This is a genomic window from Neolewinella aurantiaca (genome assembly GCF_008014675.1).
GTDB classification, from domain to species: domain Bacteria; phylum Bacteroidota; class Bacteroidia; order Chitinophagales; family Saprospiraceae; genus Neolewinella; species Neolewinella aurantiaca.
In genome coordinates this window covers 51,313-77,194 of record NZ_VOXD01000027.1, presented here as the reverse complement: position 1 = coordinate 77,194, position 25,882 = coordinate 51,313, and the positions used below count along the sequence as shown (strand labels likewise).

At 53.7% G+C, this 25,882-nt stretch carries 14 protein-coding genes and 1 tRNA gene; 9 read left to right on the top strand and 6 right to left on the bottom strand.

Translation table 11 applies throughout. The features are described from left to right. Nucleotides 1–13: 13 nt before the first annotated feature. On the bottom strand, nucleotides 14–1,372 hold the full coding sequence (locus tag FUA23_RS16420; protein ID WP_147931851.1) for a pyridoxal-phosphate dependent enzyme: 1,359 nt from the start codon (nucleotides 1,370–1,372) through the stop codon (nucleotides 14–16). Nucleotides 1,373–1,597: 225 nt separating this feature from the next. Here FUA23_RS16420 and FUA23_RS16415 point away from each other — a divergent pair, with 225 nt between their 5' ends. Further along, a complete protein-coding gene (locus tag FUA23_RS16415) occupies nucleotides 1,598–3,115 on the top strand; it encodes a sulfatase-like hydrolase/transferase (protein WP_147931850.1) in 1,518 nt (505 codons plus the stop codon). Between the two features lie 8 nt (nucleotides 3,116–3,123). Next, nucleotides 3,124–4,893: a bifunctional isocitrate dehydrogenase kinase/phosphatase gene (gene aceK / locus FUA23_RS16410; protein WP_147931849.1), complete on the top strand. Its 1,770-nt coding sequence runs from the start codon at nucleotides 3,124–3,126 to the stop codon at nucleotides 4,891–4,893. A gap of 33 nt (nucleotides 4,894–4,926) precedes the next feature. Here the strand turns inward: aceK and FUA23_RS16405 are convergent, their stop codons facing one another. Then, nucleotides 4,927–5,253, bottom strand: coding sequence for an ArsR/SmtB family transcription factor (locus tag FUA23_RS16405; protein ID WP_147931848.1), 327 nt, complete (start codon nucleotides 5,251–5,253; stop codon nucleotides 4,927–4,929). Nucleotides 5,254–5,375: 122 nt separating this feature from the next. Beyond that, nucleotides 5,376–5,846 carry a DUF6428 family protein gene (locus FUA23_RS16400; RefSeq protein WP_147931847.1) on the bottom strand — a complete coding sequence of 157 codons (471 nt, stop codon included), beginning with the start codon at nucleotides 5,844–5,846 and terminating at the stop codon, nucleotides 5,376–5,378. A gap of 325 nt (nucleotides 5,847–6,171) precedes the next feature. Between FUA23_RS16400 and FUA23_RS16395 the strand changes: the two genes are divergently transcribed. The 5 genes from FUA23_RS16395 to FUA23_RS16375 all read left to right on the top strand — a co-directional run bounded on the left by FUA23_RS16395 (nucleotide 6,172) and on the right by FUA23_RS16375 (nucleotide 15,227). After that, the gene (locus tag FUA23_RS16395) at nucleotides 6,172–7,263 is read left to right on the top strand and encodes an XdhC family protein (RefSeq protein WP_147931846.1); all 1,092 of its coding nucleotides are present in this window, start codon (nucleotides 6,172–6,174) and stop codon (nucleotides 7,261–7,263) included. Between the two features lie 545 nt (nucleotides 7,264–7,808). Then, complete coding sequence (locus tag FUA23_RS16390; RefSeq protein ID WP_147931845.1) at nucleotides 7,809–13,553, top strand: choice-of-anchor L domain-containing protein; 5,745 nt, start codon at nucleotides 7,809–7,811, stop codon at nucleotides 13,551–13,553. A 101-nt stretch (nucleotides 13,554–13,654) separates the two neighbouring features. Then, nucleotides 13,655–14,260 carry a hypothetical protein gene (locus FUA23_RS16385; RefSeq protein ID WP_147931844.1) on the top strand — a complete coding sequence of 202 codons (606 nt, stop codon included), beginning with the start codon at nucleotides 13,655–13,657 and terminating at the stop codon, nucleotides 14,258–14,260. Next, nucleotides 14,257–15,066, top strand: a complete 810-nt coding sequence (gene pyrF / locus FUA23_RS16380) for an orotidine-5'-phosphate decarboxylase (RefSeq protein WP_147931843.1) — start codon at nucleotides 14,257–14,259, stop codon at nucleotides 15,064–15,066. Before FUA23_RS16385 ends, pyrF begins: the two co-directional genes overlap by 4 nt. A gap of 85 nt (nucleotides 15,067–15,151) precedes the next feature. Next, nucleotides 15,152–15,227: transfer RNA gene (locus FUA23_RS16375), tRNA-His, on the top strand. Nucleotides 15,228–15,351: 124 nt separating this feature from the next. Here the strand turns inward: FUA23_RS16375 and FUA23_RS16370 are convergent. Beyond that, on the bottom strand, nucleotides 15,352–16,074 hold the full coding sequence (locus FUA23_RS16370; protein ID WP_147931842.1) for an L-type lectin-domain containing protein: 723 nt from the start codon (nucleotides 16,072–16,074) through the stop codon (nucleotides 15,352–15,354). Between the two features lie 157 nt (nucleotides 16,075–16,231). Further along, the gene (locus FUA23_RS16365; RefSeq protein WP_454786870.1) at nucleotides 16,232–17,326 is read right to left on the bottom strand and encodes a putative type IX sorting system protein PorV2; all 1,095 of its coding nucleotides are present in this window, start codon (nucleotides 17,324–17,326) and stop codon (nucleotides 16,232–16,234) included. A 315-nt stretch (nucleotides 17,327–17,641) separates the two neighbouring features. Here FUA23_RS16365 and FUA23_RS16360 point away from each other — a divergent pair, with 315 nt between their 5' ends. After that, nucleotides 17,642–18,319 carry a cell division ATP-binding protein FtsE gene (locus FUA23_RS16360; protein ID WP_187271098.1) on the top strand — a complete coding sequence of 226 codons (678 nt, stop codon included), beginning with the start codon at nucleotides 17,642–17,644 and terminating at the stop codon, nucleotides 18,317–18,319. Between the two features lie 150 nt (nucleotides 18,320–18,469). Here the strand turns inward: FUA23_RS16360 and FUA23_RS16355 are convergent, their stop codons facing one another. After that, nucleotides 18,470–22,591 (bottom strand): hybrid sensor histidine kinase/response regulator transcription factor, encoded by a 4,122-nt coding sequence (locus tag FUA23_RS16355; protein WP_222707051.1) that lies wholly within the window; start codon nucleotides 22,589–22,591, stop codon nucleotides 18,470–18,472. 237 nt (nucleotides 22,592–22,828) lie between these two features. On the opposite strand from FUA23_RS16355, the gene FUA23_RS16345 reads away from it, so the two are divergent. Then, nucleotides 22,829–25,867, top strand: a complete 3,039-nt coding sequence (locus FUA23_RS16345) for a SusC/RagA family TonB-linked outer membrane protein (protein WP_147931838.1) — start codon at nucleotides 22,829–22,831, stop codon at nucleotides 25,865–25,867. Nucleotides 25,868–25,882: the final 15 nt, after the last annotated feature.

Here is a 25,882-nt window from a genome sequence, read left to right as displayed (position 1 = left end):
CAGAAACGACTTTTTAGATTGCCTGCAGGATGTCGTACTGTGCCACCAGAATCTTCTTACCGGAACGATCGGTAGTGATTACAGCCGGGTTTTCTTTGGTGATGTGCTTGCCGAGTTCAGACAGTGACATATCCGTACTCACCTCCGGGAAAGGCTTACGCATAATCTCAGAGACCGGCTTCTCCGCATTCTCCATTGGATTGGCCAGCAGGAAGTTAAGCACATCGGTCTCAATAATTGATCCAACCGATTCATCGCCATTTACGACCGGCATCTGGCTGAACTCGTGCTCCTTCATCATCTTCAGGGCCTCACGAACCGTGGCGCTTTGCTCGATCCCGGCAAAGGCGGCGTCTTTCTTTAGTGCGACAAGGTCACGGACCCGGAGTTCGGTATCCAGGAACCCGCGCTCCCGCATCCAGTTATCGTTGTACAGTTTCCCGACGTAGCGACTTCCGTGGTCGTGGATAACCACGACGACCAGGTCGTCGGGCCTGAGTTCGTCCTTCATTTGCAGCAGACCGGCGACGGCGCTTCCCGCCGAGTAGCCCAGCAGCAGACCTTCCTCGCGGGCGAGGCGACGGGCCATTACGGCACCGTCCTTGTCCGTTACTTTCTCGAAGTGGTCGATAACGTCGAAATCGACGTTTTTGGGCAGGATGTCTTCGCCGATTCCTTCGGTGATATAAGGGTAGATTTCTTTTTCGTCGAATTCACCCGTTTCGTGGTACTTTTTGAAGACGGAGCCGTAGGTGTCTACGCCCCAGATTTTGACGTCGGGGTTCTGTTCTTTGAGGTATTTCCCGGTGCCGGAGATGGTTCCACCGGTTCCTACGCCCACGATCATGTGGGTGATTTTGCCGTCGGTTTGTTTCCAGATTTCCGGGCCGGTGCTTTCGTAGTGGGCCTTGCGGTTGCTCAGGTTATCGTACTGATTGAACCAGTAGCTGTTCGGAATTTCTTTGCTCAGGCGCTCAGCTACGGAGTAGTAGCTGCGGGGATCGTCCGGGGTAACGTTGGTGGGACAAACGATCACTTCGGCGCCCATGGCGCGGAGGATGTCGAATTTTTCTTTACTCTGCTTGTCGGAGGTAGTAAAGATGCACCGGTAGCCCTTCACACAGCCGGCGAGGGCGAGGCCCATACCGGTGTTACCAGAGGTACACTCAATGATGGTGCCGCCGGGTTTCAGGCGGCCATCTGCTTCGGCGTCTTCCACCATTTTCAGGCCCATGCGGTCCTTGATGGAATGGCCGGGGTTGAAGGTTTCCACCTTCATCAGCACGCGGCAGGGCAACTCACTGGTTACTTTATTGAGCTGTACCATAGGCGTGTTGCCGATGGTTTCGAGAATATTATTTTTAACGTCCATTTGGTTCTTTAGGTTAGGGAGAGCAAAGGTAGGCAGATAGAACGGTAGTTGGTAGTAACACCGGTTGCCTCCCGGAATAATACCGAATCAGGAGAATCAGGGGCAGCACAAGGCGCGGCCGCAGGTGCAACAAACGTCTCAAAAAAGGCCAGCATTGTCCAGCGGCCCGGCTCCTTCGGGGGCAAAGTCTTATGTTGTGTCTTTTACTCAATCATGCTTTTCATAATGAGAAACCTTGCACCTGCGTTCAGCGCCCTGGTCTTCCTCGCTCTGCTTAGTGGCTGTAGCGATAAAAACCAGCCCGGCAATCGGCCTGAACGCCCCAATATCCTGTTCATTTTCACAGATGACCAAACATATACGGCCCTCCACGCTTTGGGCAACGACGAAATCATCACCCCTAACCTGGACCGGTTGGTGAACACCGGCACCACCTTCACCCACGCCTACAACATGGGCGCGTGGAACGGGGCGGTATGCGCGGCCAGCCGGGCTATGCTGAATTCGGGCCGGTCCGTCTGGCGCGCCAGAGAACTGGACAAAACCTGGCAAAAGGGCGATAGATCCACCGTCTCCCAACTCTGGGGCAACCTCATGAACGAAGCTGGCTACGGAACCTACATGGCGGGGAAATGGCACGTGAGCGTCAACCCCGCACTAAGCTTCGAGCACGTCGGTCACGTACGCAAAGGGATGCCTTCCGATGGGTTCAACGGTCGCAAACTCCATCAGTTGTTCAAGCGTCATGACGGTCATCCGCCCAGAGATTCCGTTGCGGCCGTTCTCCCGCCGGGTTACAACCGCCCGCTAAGTGAAACGGACGACAGCTACGACCCCAGCGACCCTAAATTCGGAGGCTATTGGGAAGGCGGAAAACACTGGAGTGAAGTGGTTGCCGACGAAGGCGAAGCCTTCCTGAAAAAAGCAGCGACCGACGAGCGACCATTCTTTATGTACCTCGCCTTCAACGCGCCCCACGACCCGAAGCAGGCCCCGGCGGAGTACCTCGCTAAATACACCCCCGGAGAACTGACCATCCCCGTTAACTTCCAACCCGTTCACCCCGATAAAGAAGCTATCGGTAACGGCGCAACCCTGCGCGACGAAGCTTTGGCTCCTTATCCACGTACCGAGTTTGCCGTCCGTACCCACAAAGCCGAATACTACGCCCTGATTACCCACCTCGACACGCAGGTAGGCCGCATCCTCTCAGCTCTGGAAAAATCAGGCAAAGCCGACAATACCGTTATCATGTTCACATCGGACCACGGGCTGGCCATGGGCCGCCACGGGCTGATGGGAAAACAAAGCCTGTATGAGCACAGCGTCCGGGTCCCCCTCATAATCTGTGGCCCCGGCATCCCTGCAGGAGCCACAAACGATCAGGACGTGTACCTGCAGGATGTGATGGCCACCGCGCTCGACCTCGCCGGTATCGAAAAACCCGACTACGTAGATTTCAACTCACTTCTGCCGCTCATCAACGGCGAAGAGAAGGGCCTCGACGCAGTTTACGGAAGCTATATCTTCGTTCAGCGCAGCATCCGGAAAGATGGTTTCAAACTCATCTTGTACCCCCGGGTACCCAGACTCGCCCTCTACGACCTGAACGCAGACCCCGCAGAAATGAATGACCTCGCAGCAGCACACCCCGAACGCGTGGCTGAGCTCTTCGCTGGTCTGCAACAACTACAACGGGAAGTGAGCGATACCCTTACCTTACACCTGCAGGATTACCAGTAAAAAACGACATGTTCCACTCCCTCAAACATTACGATGCCACCCACAAGATACTGATGGGTTATATGGACTACTATTACCGGTTCAAGCTCATCACTAAAAGAGCCCGCATCCGTTTTGAACAACGCGACTGGCACGGTATTCAGGACGATGCCAAAAGCCGCATTGATCTTTACCGCGAAGACGTAGACGAAACGACCAAAGAAGTAGCAAGCCTGCTAAAGGACTTTCCCGCAGATGCGTCTTTCTGGGCCGAAGTCAAGGCTTCATTCGCCGAAGAGATTGCTCACTTCAACACCCGCAACATTGCCGAAACCTTCTACAATTCCGTCTATCGTCACTTTCATAAAGTTGGCGCCAGTAAGGAGCTGATGTTCGTTTCCCGCACCGGCTCTTACCGCGAATACCAGGGGCACGCCACCATCAGTTACGACTACAACCTGGGCTCGCGTGACCTCAACGACATCCTCGCGGAAATGCTCGACCACTTCCGCTTCAATGCAGAATGGGACGATCAAAAAGCCGACCTCAGGCTTGTAGCTGACCGGTGGCAGCACCACATCGATTTACTCGGCGGCCGGTCTCCTGACGACAGGCTCGAAATACTCACTTCGCTTTTTTACCGCAACAAATCGGCCTATATCGTAGGTCGGTTCCTCAAGGATGGATCCGTTCACCCCTTCATTCTTCCACTTTTGCACCCCGACGGCCGGGGCATTCTCATCGATGCACTCCTGCTGGAATCCGATCAGGTTACATCCATTTTCAGCTATCACCGGTCGTACTTCCTCGCCGACATTACCGTTCCAAGCGATATGGTGGACTTCCTGAAAACCTTCATGCCCACCAAGGCGATGAGTGAGCTTTACAACGCGATCGGTTTCGAGAAGCACGGCAAAACCGTCTTTTACCGCGAGCTGACCCGTCACTTCAGGCTCACAGACAAAAAGCATCATGCTGCGCCCCCCGGCCTGGCCAATGCTCCGGTCGAGCGGTTCGTTACTGCGCCGGGTATTGCCGGAATGGTTATGTACGTATTCACCATGCCGAGCCTCAACATGGTATTCAAAATCATCAGAGATAAGTTTGCTCCACCAAAGCAGGTAACCCCCCAGGTGGTAAAAGAGAAGTACGACCTCGTAAAGCGCCACGATCGGGTAGGACGGATGGCAGATAGCTACCTCTTCGAAAAACTAAGCCTGCCACTAAACCGCTTTGATCCCGATTGCCTTGCCGAACTCAGAGAAACCGCAGCCTCGAAAGTTGAAATTATTGACGGCTCCGTACTGATCGACCACGTCTACGTGGAGAAAAAGATGACGCCGTTGAATATTTACATAGAAGAATCAGGAGAAGCTGACGCTCAGAAAGCACTGCGCGACTACGGCAGGGCCATCAAACAACTGGCAGCCGCCAACATCTTCCCCGGAGACCTTTTGCTGAAAAACTTTGGGGTTACACGCGTGAAACGCGTGGTTTTTTACGACTACGATGAGATAGAACTGGTTACCGATTGCAACTTCCGCCACATTCCCGAAGCAAAAACGTACGAACAGGAAATGGCGAGTCAGCCCTGGTACAGCGTCCGGCCCAACGATATTTTCCCCGAAGAGTTCCCCGGTTTTCTGATGCGGGCCGGCCCCAACCTGAACTACCTGCGGGACAAGCACGGTGAGATCTTCGATGCAGACTTCTGGAATGACCTGAAGCGCCGCATCCAGGCGGGTGAGATCATGGATGTATTTCCATATCGTACGGGGTTCCGCTTTCTGCGGGAATAGAGCCCTTAGACCTAGAGGCAACTTATTGCTGCACTAACAACAACCATCCATATTGAAAGAGTTGAACATTCCGTTGAGGAGGCCCTGAACTTCCCGCCAACGGCCGGGATCGATGCAGTAGCTCACCGAAGTGCCCTCAATCGTGCCTGAGATCAGTCCGGCGGCTTTCAGTTCTTTGAGGTGACGACTTATAGTCGGCTGAGACAGGTCGATCTCGTCCGTGAAATCACGGCAGATACAACACTCGGCAGAGAGTAATTTCTGCAAAATAGCGATCCTGGCCGGATGGCCGAGCGCGCGGCAAAGGTCAGCTAATCGGTTTTGCTCTTCGGTATAAGCATCGGTCTTGGTTAGTCCCATTGTTCGGCGGTAGTGCTCCAACCCGGAGGTTGAAAGGTTAATCAAATTGCGGTATTCCTGTCTTCAGGCTGAAAGATAAGGTTTCGGCCTGAAGACAGTTAACCAGAGAGAAGCGAAGGCCACTAACAACAACCGCCGCCGGGGGTGCAGCCACCTCCGGTTGCAACCAGGTTGGAAAGGTCTACCGATTTCTTTTCGGGGATGCCGCAGGCATCCATTGCCAGGCAAGCGGTTGCTTTACCAACGAGATGAAGTTCTCCGTCGCGGGCTTCGAGGTCGTATTTAACGATCGAGTCTTCGCCCTGGTATTCTACTTCGATTTCCAGATCGCCCAGGCCGAGTTTGTTTTCGGCCAGTTCAATGATAGAGATCAATTTTCCGGGGTGCAGACGGTGGTCGTAATCGTTAGCGCTCCACAACTGGAAGTTGGCCACACTCTCGTCGCGCAGCGTTCCACCGCAGTCAATGAAGTTCTTCGTCACCTTCCCTACCTCCGTAACGTGGAAATGGGCGGGAACGCGGGTTCCGTCCGGTAAATTAATGAGCAGCGTATCGAGGGGAGCAAGGAAAGATTTGATTTCTGTAAGTCGCATGGTGAAGGATTTAATTGGTTTTGACACGCAATATAGCAATATTGCTATTAAAGTGCAAGTCTTTGCGGTTAAAACTTGTGTTCCACCTTGTTTTATGACACTAAAAGGTGCGCGGCAGCGGGTGCATAGCGGGCTGAGGTGCCAGGGAGCGCCGCTCTGTAAACGTTCATTGCACCTGCGGCCGCGCCCCAGAATGTCATTCCGATCCGCACCCCGTGGTATGCTTCCGGTTCACCCCGTTAGCCAGGATTGCTAACGGTACCTCCTCAGGTGTTAAAAAGACAACTCTTGTACCCGGCTCATTTTGCTTGATTATCTTGCCCCGGTGAAAGAAATCCGACAAATCATCCAACTTTACGACCGGCTGAAAGCCGATGATACTTCTGCGGCCCTTGCGGTGGTAGTGGAGGTTGAGCAATCGAGTTACCGCCGGGTAGGCGCCCGATTATTGGTCGCGTCCGACGGCAGGTACATCGGTGGCATCAGCGGAGGCTGCCTCGAAGGTGATGCCCTCCGGCGGGCACGCACCGCAATTTTGTCCGATACTCCCTCCTTCCACATTTACGACACCCTTGACGGCGAAGATGAAGTGATCGGGATCGGCCTGGGTTGTAACGGACGGATCAAAATCATGTTTTTACCACTCGATTTCAGTGACCCGAGCAATGAGATCGAACGCCTGCGTACAGTCGTCCACACGAGAGAGCCAGTGCTCCTGGCCCGTTTGCTGGAAGGGAAAGACGATGTACCTCCTCCTCCCAGCGTTTACAGCACCGGAGACCTCGCTCCGCTGGCCGAACAGCTCGGGGTACCAACCGCTGCGCTGGAAACAGAAGCCGCCCGCCACCTCGCCGGCGGCAGAAGCAAAGTTGCCAGAATCAGCGATGAACAAGGCCAGGTCCGGCCTGTCCTTTTTGAAATCGTGCAGCCCGAAATACACCTGGTTATCTCCGGGACTAATTACGACATCCCCCCTACCCTTCGTGCCGCCAGGCATCTCGGATGGCGAACGACCGTGATCGGAGCGCGCCGGAAATTCACCCGGGAGATGGAAACCCTCGCCGATCAGTTGCTGGACTACAGCGAAGCCGGTACGATCCGGCCAGACGCAGCGACCGCCATCGCGCTGATGTCTCATGATTACGACTGGGACCGCCGGATGGTGGAGGTTTTTCTTCCCCGCCAACCACGCTACCTTGGTATGCTCGGACCGCGCAAAAGGGTTGAAAGCATGGCAAAAGAGCTTCCCGGGTTCGACCTGCTCAGCTTCCCTAATCTCTACTCCCCGGTTGGCCTCGACATTGGCGCTGAATCTCCTGAGGAGATTGCCGCCAGCCTTGTCTCGGAGATAATCATGGTTTTCCGAGACCGAAACGGAGGCCCGCTGCGGCAGCGTTCCGGGTCAATACATACTTAACACAAGGTAACTTCGGTGATAGGCCTCCCCCCCCCAGGGCTAACGCATAGGCTAGTTAAGCCGTGTTTAAATCCCCACCCCAACCCGTGAGCTTCGCTGCTGCCTTCGGCGGTCCCACGGGGGATGGGCAAGTAAAAACGCTACGCGTTTTGGGTTGCAAGCTCTTAGGCGGTGACTATAATTTCGAGCTAAAAGCTTGAAATCGAATCCTATGCGTTAGCCCTGCCTGCCCCCCTTAACTTTGCCGCTCGATTCCCGGAAAAGATAGAGTTGTGGGCTTACATTTACCAACAGAAAGCTTTCTTTCAGCCATCGCTCTATTGGGTCTCACAAAACATTGTGTCGTTTCCCGCCAGATCAATAGCGAAGCCCCTTTTTAACATGACGAGAACAACAAGAGCAGGTGAAATAGGCCTATATTTGCCGATCACTTGAACACATTTTGCTAAATTCTTGCGGGCTTATCGTTATTACTGTTCAGCGATCATGACTTTTCCGTTCTTTTGCCGTCTTACTCCCCGACCCGCCGGACCAAGCCCCAGGACATGAAGTATTTGTTTTTTACGATTATCGCAATCTTTTCGCACGCCCAACTCCCCCTGTGCGCGCAAGCCATTGAATTGCCTGTTTTTGACCATCCCACCCGGCACGACCTCAATCTGCAGGGAAAGGATGAGTTGATAATTCGCCTCAAGGGCCTCAGCCCCGGGGAAGAGTACACGGTATATTTACCGCAGGACCACAGCTATCCAATACTTACCCCGGGCAACTTGCCCGCCGACATCGTCAGCCACGACGCCCTGATGCTGAGTGGCATCGCCAAAACAGGCACCGTCGAGTTTTGCCTCGACGTAGCCGTAAAATCCGTCCCTGAGTTCCGCATCTTCGTCGAGAAGGGTGAGCGGTTCCAACCGGGAGGACTTAAGATCGCAGGGGACACCATTGAAACAGAAGGGACACGCGATCTTGACTACATGCTGAACACCATTTTCCGTAAAGACAGCTGCTTCGCGCTGACCCCGACGGACCTGATCAGCGTACAACGGCCCGTTATCGGAGGAGAGGTCCTGCATCAAACTGGTGTTTTCCGGAACGGTCTGCCAACCGTTGGTATTGACTCCGGGCTGATTGTGAGCACCGGTTGGGTTGAGAGCGCTCCGGGGCCGAACTTCTTCTCCTCTTCGCAGTCCGGATTGATTGACATTTTCGATATGAATGGCATTGACCCAGACGCAGCCTCTCTGGTTCCTCCGGGCGTGGATGTCTACGACATAGCGATGATCGAATTTGAGTTCATCCCCACCACCGACACCATTACGTTCAACTACGTATTCTTCTCAGAGCAATACTGCGCCAGCGGTGCTGGCGTAACGAACGACGCCTTCGGCTTTCTGCTTACTGGTCCCGACGGAGTCACCCGTAACATCGCCCGCTTGCCCGTCAGCGGAGACGTCGTGTCTCCTGCTACCCTCAACCCCGGGACCGTCGACGCAGCCTCTTTTCTGAACAACACGACGGCCAACTTCGATGACCCGTGTATGGATACACCTCCGCCACCGGAACGCCTGGCGGGTATTGCCTACGATGGTTTCAGTACCGTATTGCAGGCAAAAGGAGCTGTGGTACCGTGTGCTCCGCACACGCTCAAGATCATCGTTGTCGATGCGGGGGATTTTATCCTCGACAGCGGCGTGATGCTCGAAGCCGGCTCTTTTCTGGCGGGGCTTGTCAATAAGCCGGAACCAAACACCACCGCACAAATCGACGTACTCCAACCCGTTGAAGGCTGCGATACGGCCACAATCCGTTTTACGCGCAGAACACTCGATGAGCCATTCATCAATACACCGCTGCCCGTCAAGTACAACATCATTCCCTATTTCGGAACAGCTACCGAGGCCGTTCGCGCAACCGACCCTGCGGTAACCGCGGGTGCCGATTACATTCTCCCTCCGTCCCCCTTCATCATTCCGGCCGGCGACACTTCGGCGGTACTGTCTATTCCGATCCTTGCCGACACCGACTTTACCGAAGGGTTAGAAGCCTTCGTTATCCGCTACGATGGAACGTGTGACTGTTCCGAAAACGCCGACACCTTCTGGCTTCAGGACAACGTCCCGTTTGAAGTCGAATTGGGCCCGGACCTCACCTCCTGTGCCGGCGAGGAGATAGAACTCACGGCCAACCCGCTGGGCGGAAACGGCGATTACACTTACTCCTGGCCAGATCCGGCCCTGACCAGCCAAACCATCACGTACACCGCCAGCGGCAGAGACACCTCTATCATTGTAAACGTGATGGACGGCTGTGGCCTTCCGGGAACAGATACTGTCTTCATCGGCGCACCCGCTATATCTGCCTCTACTGCAGACATGTTATATTCACTTTGCAGCAACCCAACAGCCACCGTCGCCATCGATCTTGAGGGCAGCAGCATTTACGACCTGACCATCGAGCTCAACTCAAACGGCGTACGGGATACCATCACCTACCGGGTAACCGGAGATACCACCCTTGAATACGATTTCACCGCAGATGTATCGATCATCGGGGTGGCAGACCCTTCAGGCTGCGGAGGAGCAGCCAGTGGAACGGCCACGATTCGGGGGGCGGAAGTCAGCGTGATGGCCGACATCAGTCCGGCTACCTGCGGGCAATCGATCGGAACGATCGATCTTACCACCGCTGCGGGTAACAATGAATTTACCTTCGAATGGCTTGACGATCCGGCCGAGACGACCGCCAGCCGCTCTGGCTTATCACCAGGCTCCTATTCAGTTGTAATTGCCCCACTCATTGACGCGAGTTGTACCGATACCGTCACCTACGAACTCGCCTCACCTTCTTCGGTCCAGATAGATTCTTTCGATTACAGCCGGCCTTCCTGTGCGGGCGAGACCATCGTGTTGGCACCAGTTGTTTCCGGAGGCACGCCTCCGTATGCGTTCAGTTGGCCAGACAGCTCCGCCACCGACAGCCTGCTTACCATCGTAACGCGTAACGGTCAGACGATCTACCCCTTCATGGTCACCGACTCCTGTGGTTTCACCGCTCTGGATACCGTTAGCATCGATTTACCCGCATTCGATATCGAACTGAGTGGGCGTTACTCCCTATGCAACCAGAGTGTAGTGAACCTGCCGCTGTTTATCAATGGCCCGGTAGATATGTACACTGTTTCCTTTACCGTTGATTCGGCGGGAACGCAGGTGCAAAGAACGTTGACAACATCGGGTGGTGGCGCCATCCTCCCCGTTGATTTTGCGGCTACCATTACCATCACGGCCTTCACCAACAGCGCGGGATGTGACGGAGACATCACCGGTGGCACCGCCACCATCGTTGATCCAATGATCGGCTTTGAAGCCACAATAGAGCAAATTCGCTGTGAAGGAGAAAGCTCCGGCAGTATCAGTTTGCTTAATCCTGGCACAGTTCCCCTGACTTTCTCCTGGGGAGACATCCCGGACAACACCTCCAGCCGCACCAATCTGGCTGCCGGCACTTACAACCTGACGATCACGGATGCTGCAGATCCATCCTGTTTCCGGGACACCAGCTTTGTTATTGCCGAACCTGCAGCACTTACGCTTAGCGTAAGCAATACCCCTGTCTCCTGCCGGGGAGAGATGGCAACCCTCATCCCGGAAGTGACCGGCGGAACTCCACCCTACACTTACGACTGGGACAACGGCTCAGAAACTGACAGTCTTTACCAGGTCACAACAATGGGAGGAACTACGGCCTACCCCCTCGCCCTTACAGATGCTTGTGGGATTATCCTTCTGGACACCGTGTTCCTCGACTTAAGCGACACCCGCGCCGAAGTAAGTGGCAACTACTCTGTCTGTAACGCTCCCTTCAACGTCGATGTACCTATTCTGCTGACCGGCACCGGGCCTTTTACCTTTACCATCCGTGAAAACGGTATCGACCGAATGCTTACAGCAACCACCGACACATTACTGAACTATACCGAGGCTACAACCATTCAGCTTATTTCCGTAGTTGGCGGAGACGGCTGCACGGGTACGGCGGGAGGAATCGCAACGGTAACCGACGGCAACTTCAGCCTTGAGGTAGATCAGACAGACGTATTGTGTAACGGAAGCCAGACCGGATCCATCAGCATCATAACCAACGCAGACAACTCTCAGTACGACTTCACCTGGAGCGAAGCGGGACTTACCGGCCCCAGTGTATCCGGCCTCGCAGCCGGTGCTTACAGCCTTACCATCACGGACCGCACGCCTTCGGCGTGCACCTTCGATACTACCTTCAATATCCTTGAGCCGGTAACAGCTATTACCCTGGTTAGCGATAGTTTACGGGACGAAACCTGCCGCAGCCTTGCTTTCGCGAGTGCCAACTATACGGGAGGAACCGGACAGCTCACATACCGCTGGAGTAACGGTACTACCGGCAACTCACTGGGAGAAGTCAGCGCCGGCCTCTACACCCTGTCCGTCACGGACGAGAACAACTGTGAAACCACAAGGGTATTCAACCTGCAGGACCAAACCACGACCGTACTGGCATCAATCTCCGCCAGTGCAACGGAGCTCAGTTGTTCGTTGCAGTCGCTCGACCTTTCGGCTGCCCAGAACACCCAGGTAGTTGACTATGAATGGTCAGACAGCAACGGAATTACCCTGGGAACCACCCGCGGCATTTCAGTTTCTTCACCCGGGCGTTACTTTGTGCTGATTACCAACCCTGGTAACGGTTGTACCGCAACAGACTCGATCGACATCGACGAAAGCGATGATGTGATCAACCTGGAGTTCCCCGTAGAATACGCGATCAATTGCAACGCCAATACGGTAGACCTGACAGTAAGCCACCCTGACTTTACCGGCTCCGTTACTTACGAGTGGACCTTCAACGGCAACGATATTGGCAGCAACGCAACCCTCGCTGGCATATCAACTCCCGGCGTTTATGAGGTAGCGGTTACACGGGTTGACAACGGGTGCCAGTCGGTTGCTTCCACGGAAGTAATAATTGACCGGACACCACCTACCGTGATGGTACCGGAGCGAACCGTCACCTCGAACTGTCTTGCCCCGGAGGTCACGATCGGCGTTTCGGCCAACGGACCGAATACCTTCGCCTGGAGCACTGCTAACGGAAACATCACCGGATCCACCAACCAGGCAATTACCACTGCCGATCAGGCCGGCCGGTATACCGTTGTGGTTACCGATACGACCAACGGATGTACTACTACAGAAAACGTCGACATCGTACTCGACGGAGAAACCCTGACGGCAAATGCAGGAACGGACCAAACCCTGGTGTGTACCGGTCTCGGTACCGTCCTCAACGGAAGCTTCTCCCCCAACCTGGGCCGTACGGATATGATCTGGTACGACCCGCAGGGTAACGAGATCGGTGCGGGTACCCAGGTATTCACCACGGTAGCTGGCCCGCATGTTCTGGAAGTCATCCATCCGCTATCCGGATGCAGCAGCTTCGACACCGTCATGGTGATCGACAACGCGCCGACGGCGGTGACTTACAGCCTTCAGCAGCCACCCTGCCCTGAGGTTGGCGGCCGGCTCTTCGTAACCAGTGTTACCGGGCTGAACGGACCGTTTGACTTCAGTAGCCCAACCGGTGAAACAGAGCCTTTCATCGACGGGCTGCGCGGACTCGAACCGGGCTCCAATGTGCTCATCGTAACCGATCAGTTGGGTTGCGAACTCCGTGACACCTTCCTGATGTTTGAGGGCGAGGATTTTACCGGCAATGCCCCTGACGTGACGATCAACCTTGGCGAAGAGGCGACGCTTGGGGTTTTAACCAACCGCGAGGATGGCCAACTTGCCTCCTGGAGCTGGGGCAACATCAACGACTCACTCGCCTGCCTTGACTGTCCTGACCCCACAACCTCCCCTCTGGAGTCCTTCATTGCCACCGTTACGGTACTGGACACCAACGGCTGCGAGCTCATGCTGCGCCAGAATGTGATTGTGGATGAAGGAGACCTCATTTACATGCCAACGGCATTCAGCCCGGCCAACGGAGACGGAGTCAATGATATTTATACTGTATTCGGCAATCCGGAGTTTGTAGAAATTATCAATTACCTGCACATTTTCGACCGTTGGGGCAACCGCGTTTATGGCCTTGAGAACTTCCCGGTCAATGATCCGAATGCTGGTTGGAACGGAACTGCACCGAACGGGCAGTTATCTCCCGGTGGTGTCTACGCTTACGTGGTCTCCTACGAGCGTTTTGACGGGATAACCGAGATCGTAAAGGGGGGGGTTACGCTGGTGAGGTAACTACTCTGCTCCGTTCAACCTCCGTTGCACCTGCGTTCGCGCCGGAATCTGCTTCTCCTTCCGGGCATAATATTACCTTTGCCCCAAAGTAAAACCTAACTATGCGAGCGACCCTTCGTATTCCGATCTTCCTTATCCCTTTTCTGCTTCTTTTTGCCTGCGGCAAAAGCGGGGAGGTAAAAGAAGTAATTTCGACTGCCACTGAAGGCGGTGACACAAGCGTACAATCCCTGCAGCTTGAATACCTTGACCTGGAACTTCCCGAGCGCCACTACCTCGTCTTTCGTCAGGAGCTTTCCCTGCTGGACGTAAACGGCTTTTTCGGAATGGAGACCGAGGCCCTTTCGGTTGCGGCGAGCAAGGCCGGCGTAATCGCAACCGGCCCCATGAACGCTTTCACCTACGCGTGGGATACGGAACGCGGCTGGGCCGATGTCGCCGTAGCACTACCCGTTGAAGCCGGAACCAAGCTCCCTCCCTACGTTACCGTTACCCTCCCCGCCACCAGCGCCATCGCGCTGGACATGAACGGGTCTTACAGCGCCCTCTCGGCTATGCACGTTGCGCTCGGGAAGGAATTAAACCTCCGGGGACTGAAACAGCTGCGTCCCAGCATCGAAGAATACCCCGTTGGGCCCCAACAAACGGCCGACGAAAATGAATTCGTCACCCGCATTATTTACCAATACGAATCTCCTACGGAATGAACCGAGAAGCGCTATTTGAACAGATCCAACGCAAACAAAGCTTTCTCTGTGTCGGCCTTGACGCCGATCCGGCCAAGATGCCCGCTCACCTGAACGGCGATGTGCTCGCTTTCAACAAAGCAATCATTGACGCTACCCGCGACCTCTGCGTCGCGTACAAACCGAATACTGCCTTCTACGAGGCACTCGGGCTCGACGGAATGCGCATCCTGAAAGAAACCATCGACTACATTGGTGATGAGCACTTTACAATTGTGGACGCAAAACGCGGCGACATCGGTAACACCAGCCGCTATTACGCCAGCTTCGCGTTCAACACCTTGGGCGCGGACTCCATCACGGTAGCGCCTTACATGGGTTCCGACTCCGTCAAACCCTTCCTCGAGTACGATGGGAAGTGGACTATTCTCCTTGCGCTGACCAGCAATAAAGGCAGCCAGGATTTTCAGCACGCAAGTCAGGACGGCGAGCAGCCGCTCTACGCTAAAGTGATGACCCGTGCCGCAGAATGGGGTACGGCCGACCAGCTGATGTTTGTATGCGGCGCCACCCAGGCAGAGAAGTTTGCGGAGTTGCGGGCACTTACTCCAGACTACTTTTTCCTTGTTCCCGGCATTGGGGCGCAGGGAGGCGACCTCGAAGGCGTGTGTAAATTCGGGATGAATGATCATTGCGGCCTGCTCGTAAATAGCAGCCGAGGTATTCTCTACGCCGGTGATGGTGAGGACTTTGCGGATAAATCCAGAGCAGCGGCACAGGATCTCCAGACAAAAATGGCAAGTGCTTTAAAAAAATACCTTCCATAAAGTTTTATCCTTACGAGGGAACTTTTTATCTTTGCGGCGCTTTAATACTAAGCAGCCAAGAAAACTGAGTCCAGCCCATTCAAATGGTGATTGTAGCTCAGTTGGTTAGAGCGCCGGATTGTGATTCCGGAGGTCGCCGGTTCGAGACCGGTCTTTCACCCTAACTGACTCAGTTGAATAACCCCGGTAAGCATCGCTTGCCGGGGTTTCTTGTTTTACACCTGATCCGAAGTGATTCAGGTATAATCAACTGAACGTCCCGGCGGGTGACCTTGACGACAAGCCTTACCTCTTTCCTCCGAAATCGACTTTCGGCTGCACCTTAGCTTCAGCGAAGGTGAGTTTCTTGATGCAGATATCCTGAAAGTTGGTTTTGCGGCCGGTGGCCGCAGTCACTCCCCAAAAAACGGTAGAGTTACCACCAAATAGTTCAGCGACGATGTTGGCGCTCAGTTTGGCGCGTTCTTTGCCGTCGAGCATGACGGACAGTTGTTTTTCGATGGGGTCCCAATTGATCCAAAGGAGGTGTTTGCTGCCGTCTTCAAGGTTGCCCACCGGCGTTGGGCCGGTAATACTGCTGGCATGATGGGTTCGCCCGTTAATGTTGATGGCAACGTGGTCTTCGGCAGGGTCTCCGAGGTGATAATTCTGGTAGGTATCGAACTCAATGCCAAGCGAGGGCACCAGACCGGCGAAGCCCATTCCTTCTCCCCGGTAGCCAGTGCGCATGGTTGGGTGAAAGATAAAACCGATGCCATCAGCACCATCTTCGTCGTTCTTGCCCAGAACCAGGCAGACGGTGATTTCGAAGGGTTCGTTGAGGTCAATCGCTTTCTCGTACCAGGCTGATCCGCTCGCGAACTGCACGTCTGGTGTAAGCCGGATGCACTCATCATCGAGGATGCGGGCGGTACCGCCAAGTCTGAATTCCTCGACACTGCTTTGGGCGCGGACGCTGGTGCAGAGGAGAGTTAAAAAGAGCAGGGGAAGGAGGGTACGTTGGAGCATAAGCGGGGAGTCTTATGGCTATCAACGTAATTTTTCACCAATCGTTGTCCTATTCGGCAGCCTGCAGGCTGCCCTTCTGTGGCCGTCAGGCCCTTCAGCATCAGCTCGTTCTCTGCCTGAAGGCAAAAAGAACAGCAGCCTGAAGGCTGCCGGGCGGCTAGTTTTGCGGCTTCAGTCCCAACCGCAACGAAACAATGTGGCTGTAGGTGCTCCGCCCGTCATCATCGCCGAGGTCAGTGTAGGCGTAGTCTACGTTGAGTTGGCCAACTTTGAGGCCGAGCCCGAGGCTCGGGCGGGAATTCAGCCGTTCTATATCGTCAAAATCCTGAATACGCTGGAGCTGGGAAACGCCGGCGCGCACGAAGATGAAATCGGAATAGGCCCCTTCGAGGCCGAAGGCCGGATCCAGCGAAACCGGATCACCGGAGATCAGGGTATTACGTTCGCCATCGGTGGTAGCGATGAGGTCGAGTTCGGCCGTGAGGTTGATTTTATCGGTGAGGGTGAACTTCCGGTTAGCGGCCAGGATTATGGTCGGGTTGGTAGTTTCCACGCTGTTGATTGGAACGGCGTTATTGGTCAGCTCCAGGGTTTCCTTGTCCTGGTCGGAGAAGGAGAACGACCACGCATTGAAGGTGGTGGTGATGTCGCGGGCCAGGAGGGCGAAAGTCCAGTTTTTCTTTTCGAGCTGTGCCCCGAGATCAAGGCCGAAGCCCCAACTGTTGGCGAACTCGCCGATGGTGCGGCGCACCACCTTCACGTTACCACCTAGGCGCAGGGCACCGTTCGGTTTGGGGTAAGCCCTGGCGTAGGTACCGATGAACGCGTAATCGGCGGCGGAGAACTCAGTAATGTTGTCGAAGTTGATCGTTCCGTCCGCCTCGTAGAGGGACAGCGTATTCGGGATGTTATCGATCCCGAACCGGATGAGGCTGAAACCAAGACGTTGGTTGTTGCCCGAGAGAGGGAGGGTAAAACCGAGGTAATCGTAATTGCCTACGCCGCCGAACCATTCGGCGTGCATGGCTCCGATCTCCAGGCCGTCGTCGGACGACAGGCCGGCCAGGCCGGCCGGGTTCCAGGCAGAAGCGTACACATCTTGCTGTCCGGCAACAACGGCCGTCCCCATGCCGTGGGCGCGGGCACCGACGCCGATGGATAAGAATTCATTGCTGTACTTCTGAGCGTACATTGCATCCTGCGTTCCCGCCCAAAAAGCGGTAATAAGTACAATCGTTAGTAGTTCTTTCAACATTGGGGGAATTAGTGAGTTGGTGAGTTCGGGCGAAGCCGGGTTGCTGCGGCAAAGGCCATTCGCTACGTTGCGCTCGCTCGCCAAAGGTAATAAGCGGAAAAGGCGAAAAGTGATTTCATTGGTCATCTACTAACTGATTTGTCGGATTAGTTATTGAGTTGCGGCCTGGTTGAATCCCGGAAGACGAACCAGCAGAGTACAGAGACCAGTATGGGCAGCAATTAATTCAATAAACCACAAAACTGCTAACTCAGTTACTTTTTAGATACCTTGAAGCCGCAAAACGTTGAGAGCGGACACAAATCATACCAAATGACCGAGGCGATAGTTGAACTACGCGGTGTAAATATCCGACAAGGAAACCGCAACATCCTGGAAAATGTAGACTTACGTATTGCCCGCGGCGAATTCGTTTACCTCGTTGGCAAAACGGGCTCCGGCAAGTCGAGCCTGCTGAAAACCCTTTACGCTGCTCTTCCGCTCGCCTCCGGCTCGGCAACGGTATCCGGTTTTGATCTCCGGAAAACGGGCCGGCGAAAAATCCCGAAACTGCGCCGCCAACTCGGCATCGTTTTTCAGGACTTCAACTTACTCATGGACCGGTCCGTCGAAGACAACCTCCGCTTCGCCCTCGAAGCAACCGGGTGGAAAAAAGGTACCGGCGCAGAAGAGCGCATCGATCAGGTGCTCCAGGAAGTAGGGCTGGCCGATCGTCGGCGCAGTATGCCCCACACCCTCAGCGGAGGAGAACAACAACGGGTGGCTTTTGCCCGTGCGCTGCTCAACGCCCCTACCCTGTTGATCGCCGACGAAGTAACCGGCAACCTGGATCCCGAAACCAGCAAAGACATTCTGGAACTGATGCGCAACCTCGGCCGCGAACACGGCACGGCCGTGCTTTTTGCCACCCACGACTATCGCTTGCTGGACACCTTCCATGCCCGCGTAGTGCGGTGCGAAGGAGGAAAGGTGTTTAACTCGGAAGGGTAACGATTTCCGTTTCCTGTGGCATAACCTTGCTGGCACTTTTGTAGCGTTCCGGGGCGCGCACAGCGCAACCATCGGGTTACAGCGGGGTACCAACACCATTCTCATCGAATCCGACGGAGCCGCTATGCTTATTGATCGACGAAACCATCATCAGGTAGTCGGCTCTGTTTCGGATAACGAAGACTTGTGCTGCTCAGCGTACTCCGAAGGTGAACAACCGAAAGCTTTCTGGAAGCACCTGGTGAAGTATTTACGACTACTGAAACCACACATGTAGGCTACTTCAGAAACGTAAAACTTATTCATCTTCAGAATTTTACGGGCGCGATCCAACCTGATCTTCTTGATGAAAGACACGGGCGTATCGTTCACGATGCTTTTGAGCTTACGGTACAGATTGGCGCGGCTCATACCTATTTCGTGGGCCAGAAACTGTACGCTCAGTTCGGGGTTTTCGATGTTGTCTTCCACCAGTTTGATCAAATCCTGAATCAGGTATTCATCCGGCGATTCCAGTTCTATTTCGGACGATTGCACGCTGATCGTCTTGCTGAACTTATCGCGCATAGACTTTTGCTGATCCATGCTGTTGTGGATTTTCCACCGCAGAAATTCCATACTGAAAGGCTTTTCGATAAAATCCGAAGCGCCGGCCTCGAGGCATTCTTTGCGTGCCTCATCCGATGACTTTGCGGTCAGGACAAAAACGGGAAGGTGACGGGTTGCTTCGTCGCTGCGGACATTTTTGATCAGAGAAAGCCCGTCACCGACGGGCATAACGAGGTCAGTAATGATGACCCTTGGGGTGTGTTGCTTAGCCTGTTCGAATCCTTCTCTTCCGTTGGCGGCCTCTAGCACATTGAAATCGTCGGACAGTATATCCACGATCGTTTGCCTGAGTTCTTCGTTATCCTCTACTACCAACACGCTACCTTTTTTCCCTCCGGAGGGTTGTTCCGTTCGTGGGGTATAAGCGGGATGTTCTACCGGTGGAGCGATCAGGTTTTCCGGCGCGGACGCAGGTTCAGGGCTGGTTTTCAGCACCGTTGCTTCCGGGTATAATTCGGCTTCGACGGGCAGGTAGACGATGAACCGGGTGAAAAGGCCTAGTTCGCTTTCAGCTATGATAGCTCCCTGGTGCAGGCGGGTCAGCTTGTACACCAACTCCATACCAATGCCAGACCCTGACTGATGAGCGGGTGTTTGGTTTTTGGCCTGGTAGTAGCGATCAAAAACGTGGAGCAAATCCTGTTCATCCATCCCTATGCCGTTGTCTTCCACCACTACTGATAGGTATTCTCCCGGAGTGATTTCGAGGGAAGCAGCTTCTTTCTTCTTCAGGGTTTGCTGACTCAGGCTTACGTTGATGGTACCGCCGGAGGTGGTATACTTGATAGCGTTAGAAACGAGGTTGCCGATAATTTTATCCGTGATGGAAAGGTCGAGGAACGCCTGCAGGTTGGCACCGTCGGAACTGAAGCCGAGGTTCAGTTGGTTCATTGCAGCATGGTCCGTAAACGTAGAAACCACCTGACGGAAGTGCCGCGCGGCGTTTACCGGTCTGACTTTGAGTTCGAACTCACCGGCATTGTGTTTATGAACGTCGAGCAGCTGGTTGATGAGCTGCTTCATCTTTATACTGTTGGCGTATACCCGCTGGATCGAAGTAACGGGCAGGTTTTCTCCTCCCCGCTTCTTCCAGTTTTCGATCGTCCCCAGAATAAGCGTCAGCGGAGTCCGGAGTTCGTGAGAAATATCGGTGAAGAAAACCAGGCGCATCTGGTGGTACTCCTGGCTCTTTTCGCGGGATATTTTCTCTTCCAGCAGATTTTTCCGCAGCTGATACCACTGCCGGTAGAGCCGGTACAATAAATAAGCGATGAATACCGCAATTATGCCATACCCCCAATAAGCCCATACCGTAAGGTAGTATGGCGGGAGGATCGTGAGTTCGAGGGAGGCAGCCTCCTCGTTCCAGACACCATCACTATTGGTACTCTTTACAGCAAAATGGTATTTGCCGTGCGGGAGGTCAAAGTAAATTGCTTCGCGGGCATCGTTGTCAGGGTAAATCCAGTAATCATTGATCCCGGTCAGTCGGTAGGCATACCTTGTTTTATTTGGCGCGGTCAGATCCAGCGAAGAAAAGCCGATCGAAAGGTTATTCCGGTAGTACGGCAAGCTGATCTGACGGGGCGTACTGAACAGTTCGGCTGCCACAAAGCTGGTGTCGTGTGCCAGTGCGTTTGCCCCGTAGGTTCGCAAATTGGTAATGACCGTCGGAGCCTGAAGTTGCCGGGGTTTAAAGTCGCCGCCCCTGATGGTATAATAGCCCCCGGTAGTTCCAAAATAGAGGCGTTGCCGGTCGGGGCTACTCCCCGCAGAGTTGTACTGAAAGTTATTTTCGTAGATCCCGTCATCTGTTGTCAGCGTATAGAAAGTCTGCTCGTGGGGTCTGAACACGGCTATCCCTTCGGGGGTACTGAGCCAGAGGTTGTTCTCGAGGTCTATCAGCATTGCTGAGATAGTATTTGAGGGGAGCCCTTCCCCGGTGGTATAAGGCGTGAAGGTATCGGTGCTTTCGTTATACAGCAGCACGCCTCCTCCTCTGGTACCAAACCATATATTACCGTTACTGTCGTTTACGACAGAGATGAACGCATTGGAAGTGACTCCTTTTTCGCGGGAAGGAAGATAGTGCCAGACTTTACCTTCCTGAAGTGATACCCGGTACAGCCCGTTTCCCCGTGTCCCGATCCAGACGTACTTATTACGCCCAACCACCATTAGGGAGATGAAATCATGTTTTGTTTGCTCGACGAGTTCCTGCTTCCAGATCGGAAGCTCACGGTCATCGTTGAAAATTTTCAGTCCGTCGCCCCAGGTGCCGACCCATTGTTCGGTTTCCGAGACTTCCACCTCCGCCATTACAGCTTTGGACAATGAGTATTTAATGCTTGCCACCGGTCGGTCGAGACTTGTATCGACCTCGTACAAATGATTACCACCCGCTACAAAGAGTCCTTCCCCGAATCTCCGCTGGGCGATATTAGCGACGGATTGTGCAGCCAGGGGAATTCTGTTGACCGCGTTGCTTCCCGCCGGCTGATGGTACAGTCCGCTTTCTTCCGTTCCGATCCAGGTGTCTCCTTTTCCATCCTCAAACACTGCTTTTACCCGGTTATCGGACATTGAGGCCGACAATTGGCGCAGATCAGTATAGCTGAGCATACTTGCTCTCGCCAGAATTTTCACTACCCCGTGGGTAGAGCCAACCCATACATTATTATACTTATCGGTAGTGATCGCATTGATTTTCCCCTGCAGTGCGCTGCGGGTAAATTGGGTTGGATCCTCTACGCGCACAGGAACGGGGTTTGCCTCGAGGGTATTTAAACGGTACAAACCATCTTCGGTACCGATCCAGAGTTGGTTGTCTTTGCCGTTGCGCAAAGAGACAATCCGGTTGAGCTGTTCAGGCCTTTCATGAAGCGGTGGGAGTTCGCAAACTGCGGTTACTTCCAGGCGATTTTCTTCCTTGAAGTACATAACCCGGCGCAATGTAGCCCCGGAGGCGACCCAAAAACCCTGGTCCTTGCCTTTTTCCAGCTGGTTGACCGGGAAACCGAAGCCGGTTGCGGGTTTATTTGCTGTTCCATTTTCAACCTGCGTTAGTCCATCTTGAGCGCCTATCCACACCCGGCCAAACTCATCGCCAATAAGCGTGTTGCCGCCTGAGGCGGCGGTCTTGACGGAATCGAAAGTTATCTGGCCACTGGATTCATCACGCGATACTTTCAGTAATCCCTTACCATTTACCATTGCCCAGATCGATCCCTTTTTGCCGGCATACAAATAAGAGGTACGCTGACCTTTGAAGAAGTTCTGAAAAACTTCTTTCCTCCGATCGAAGAAAGACAGGTAGCTGTCGCTGGCTATCCAAAGATTTTGCTGATCATCCTCGACTATGAAATGGATGGTGTTGTTGGCCAGTGAGACTGAATCGAAAGGATTATGATAATAACCTTTCATTCGGTTTCCGTCGTAGCGGTACAATCCGTTATTGGTACCGATCCATAGAAACCCAAAACTGTCTTCGTACAGGGTGCGGGCTTCCTGCTTAAACCGGTTGCCTTTAACCTCCAGATGGGAAAACGATGACTGCTGCTGTTGTGCAGTAGCAAAGTGGGCAAAAAACAGTGAAATGACCAGCAATCCGATAATCCTTTCAGAGTACAGAGAGAGGTTGTTCAGGAAGCAGGTAATCTTCATTTGTCGTGTCATTATTGAAAGTACTCGACCAATGAGTGAGCGAGGTTGAGACGGAATATGAGACAAATATGTTGCAATCAGAGCCAACATAAGAGACTCTGGCAACCCATGCAACATTTTTACCCCTTATTTGAAACAGACACAAATTAGGCAACCCATACATTGAGCAAAATTAACACCGGCAACAAGCCGAATTTCGTGTTGATTGTTTTACGACACTAGTTAAAAAGTTTAATCATGCAAAAAACGTTTTTTCTCATTCTTGCGCTAACTATCTGTGGCTGCCTGCACGCCCAGCAACAGATAAGCGGAACAGTTTCCGGACAAGACCAGCTCGGTCTCATTGGCGTGTATGTGATCGTCAGCCCCGGCGGCGGGGGAACTGCTACAGATTTCGATGGTAGTTATACCGTTACAGCCTCACCGGGCGATACGCTCGTCTTTTCCTTTACTGGTTATACCACCCAACGAATCCCCGTCGGTAATAAGACCCAGATCGACGTCACCCTCTCCGAGAATGTCAATATGATCGATGAGGTAGTGGTGATAGGATACGGCGTTGCCAAAAAGGAAGACCTCGTCTCCTCGGTGGCATCCGTAAAAGGAGAAGCGTTGGCTAATCAGCCGGTTTCCCGTATCGACCAGGCACTTCAGGGCCGTGCGACCGGTGTTTCAGTAACATCCAACAACGGTGCTCCCGGCAGCGGTGGCACTACTATTCGTATTCGTGGAACGAACTCAGTCAATGGCAACAACAACCCATTGTTTGTAGTAGACGGTTTCATTGCCGGTACAGATTTCGACCTCAATTCACTTAACGTCAATGACGTCGAATCAATCGAAGTCCTCAAAGATGCAACCGCACTCTCCATCTATGGAACCAGAGGTGCATCCGGGGTGATCCTCATCACCACTAAAACTGGTAAAGACGTTAAGGAGCAAAAGCCCGTAGTCTCGTTTAATCAATACTACACTACCCAAAGCGTAGCTAATCAGGTCGAACTCCTGGGGGGAGAAGAATACGCCAATTACGTGAACGAAGCTGGTCAATTCGTCCCGGGTCCTGATGGTACTGGTGCTACCGACCCTACCCTTCCGCTCATTTTTGACGATCCTGCTAACGTGGCAAATACGAACTGGTTGGACCTCGTTACCCAGAATGGACAAATCTTCAACACCGACCTGTCTATCCGCGGCAACAGCAAGTCTGCCAACTACTATGTTTCCCTTAACCGTTTCGATCAGGAAGGCGTTGTCAAGGGTTCCGGTTTTCAACGCCACGCGCTGCGGACGAACATGGACTTCAAAATCAGTGATGTGTTCACTACTGGTGTTCGCCTTAACCTTTCCCGGAATACACGGGAAAACAATAAAGTGAACTACGGTCAGATCATAAGCAGCGTTCTTCCCACCCGGACAGTGTTCGACGAAGACGGCCTGTACACAGCAGTAAACCCCGTTAGTGGTACCGCGCAGCGGAACCCGGTAGCGGATTATAACCTCCGCGTAGACAATCGTCTGGACAACAACCTAATCAGCAACATCTACGTACAGGTTGAGCCGTTGGCAGGCCTCGTCATCAAAAGTACCCTTGGGGCAGAACTCTCTTCGTTTAAAACGAATGTTTACCAACCGGGAGCTCTTCCGGAGCGGCAGCTCGATAATGCCGGCGGGTACGCAAGTCTTGCCACCAACCAGAAGAACGACCTGCTGAACGAGAACACGATCAACTACACCAGGAACTTCAATAAAAACAGAGTTAGCTTATTGGGAGGTTTCTCAGTACAGCGCACCGAGATTGAATCGTTCAGTGCGCAGGCCGAACGCTACCCCAATGATGTGGTACAGTTCAACAACCTGTCTTTCGGCTCCGACCCCGACACCTACCAGATAGGCTCTGGGTACCAACTGCGCACCTTCGCCTCTTACTTCGCTCGTCTTGACTATGGCTTCGACAGCAAGTACCTCCTTACCGTTACCGGCCGGAGAGATGGCTCCAGTGTATTTGAAACAGGCAACAAGTACGCTTTCTTCCCATCCGTAGGAGCGGCCTGGAACGCCCACCGTGAGCCTTTCCTCGTTAATTCCCGCCTTGTCTCCCGTCTTAAGCTGAAGGCAAGTCTTGGTGAAGTCGGAGAACAGGGCGTCAACCCCTACAACTCAGTTGCCAGCTTCAATAACCAGAACGCTTACTTCAACGAAACCCTGCTGAATGCAGTCATCATTGGCAGCCTTCCCAGCCGGGACCTCACTTGGGAGACAACCCGTCAGCTGGACCTTGGCCTCGAATTAGGCCTTTGGCAGGACCGGATATTCTTCGAATTCGATTACTACCGCAAAACAACCGAAGATCTTCTACTGGCAAGAGACCTCCCCGGTACTGCAGGTGGAAGCCAGTTGCAAAATGTAGGCTCTATCCGTAACGAAGGTATAGAGATTGCACTGCGCAGCTTCAACGTATCTAAGTCGAACTTTACCTGGGAAACCCAGCTCACCCTTTCTACCAACCAAAACGAAGTGCTCGAACTGGGCGGCGATGATTTCATTGACCTGCGTCAGCCAACCAATCAGGGTGGATCAGGTGTGCGCCTCATTCCTGGTCAGCCGGCACCGGTATTCGTCGGTGCTGTTTACCTGGGCACCTATCGCTCCGCAGAAGAAATTGAAGCAGACGGCCAGACCGGACGAGCCTTCATTGGTAGCCCTCGTTACGAAGACATGGACGGTAACGGTGTAATTAACGAAGAAGACTTTGTCGTTATCGGAAGCCCTCAGCCTGACCTGTACGGTGGCATCCGCAACACCTTCACCATGGGTAACTTCAACCTCGACATCTTCTTCCAGGGCTCACTTGGCAACGATGTTTACAACGGCGTAATCCAAACCGGCTTATTTGGCCGCGGAGATCAAACCCTGCTTCCTGCTGTAGTAGACCGTTACATTCCTGGTGTAAACGAAGACTCCGACATCCCACGTGCTGGTACATCCACCAGCCTGTTCAACCCTAACAGTACTGCAGGTATTGAGGACGGATCTTTTATCCGGCTTAAAAACCTCTCTCTTCGCTACAACCTCCCCGTCGGTAATATGGGAATCGACAATGTATTCCGCTCGCTGAGCGTCTACGCAACCGGGAACAACCTGCTTCTCTTTACCGACTTCTCCTTCGGAGATCCTGAGGTAAGCAATTATGGCAGCGGCCTCGAGCAGGGCGTTGCTACCGGCCAGTACCCCTACGCACGCTCCTTCACGCTGGGCCTCGACGTAACCTTTTAATCACCGACAACCGAA